Origin of the sequence: Heliobacterium mobile, assembly GCF_009720735.1 — a bacterium.
GTDB lineage: Bacteria > Bacillota > Desulfitobacteriia > Heliobacteriales > Heliobacteriaceae > Heliobacterium > Heliobacterium mobile.
On sequence record NZ_WNKU01000096.1, the window covers coordinates 1 to 1,150 of the forward strand.

The 1,150-nt window shown below is 44.8% G+C and carries 1 protein-coding gene; it reads left to right on the plus strand.

The window, feature by feature from the left end:
- Positions 1–115 precede the first annotated feature (115 nt).
- Positions 116–1,150 (plus strand): IS110 family RNA-guided transposase (locus GJ688_RS19820; RefSeq protein WP_155478165.1); only part of this gene is annotated, 1,035 nt, incomplete at its 3' end.

Here is a 1,150-nt window from a genome sequence, read left to right on the forward strand (position 1 = left end):
AGGAGCATTCCTGTAATGAATAAATTGGCGCTTTGAAAATGAAAGCACCCCCTGATAACATACGAGGTGTTCCAAAGCTGCAGTGCTTGGACCCTTAAATATCAGGAGGTGCACCATGAATTATACACAAAAAAGTCGAATTGAGCAAATCACAGACAGCACGTTAATTGTTGGAATTGATGTAGCCAAAGAAACTCACGTAGCACGTGCACAGGATCACCGAGGCATTGAGCTTGGCAAACGACTGATCTTTGACAGCAACCATAGGGGATTTGAAGCACTGCATACGTGGATAAAAGAACTCCAACGCAGTTATAACAAAACAACAGCAGTTGTAGGCATGGAACCAACAGGCCACTACTGGTTTACAATGGCTCATTACCTACTTCAAAAAGAGATTACAACGGTCGTTGTCAATCCGGCTCATGTGAAAAAGAGCAAAGAATTAGACGACAACTCCCCGACCAAAAACGATATAAAAGATGCTCGAGTCATAGCGCAACTAGTAAAAGACGGTCGTTACTCAGAGCCAAACATTTTGACCGGTAAATATGCCGAACTACGAGTCGCGATGGTACAGCGAGAACGGTTGATGCGAAGCCTGATAGAAACGAAAAACCAAGTGCATAACTGGATGGATCGTTATTTCCCTGAATACCCTACCGTGTTTAAGGATTGGGAAGGCAAGGCGTCTATGATAACGCTAAAAAACTTCCCCTTACCTCAAGACGTAGTTAACCTCGGAATTGAGGGCATTGTGACCCAGTGGAAAAACGAGGTCAAACGTGCAGTAGGTGCAAAAAGGGCCATAAAGTTAGTAGAAGCAGCAAGCATATCCGTAGGGATATCGCTGGGCCAGACGATGGCTCGACGAGAAATCGAAATGCTATTAGAGCAATACATGCTACTCACAAAGCAATTAGATGAGTTAGCGCAAGATGTAGTAACGATACTTGAAGAAATACCCGGTGCAGTACAAATGTTGGCCATCCCGGGATTGGGCTGGATAACCGTTGCTGGTTTTCTCGCAGAAACCGGTGACTTACAGGCCTATCATCATCCACAGCAGATTCTTAAACTTGCCGGCTTAAACCTCAAGGAGAACAGTTCCGGAAAACACAAAGGTCAAACCCGAATTACCAAACGTGGG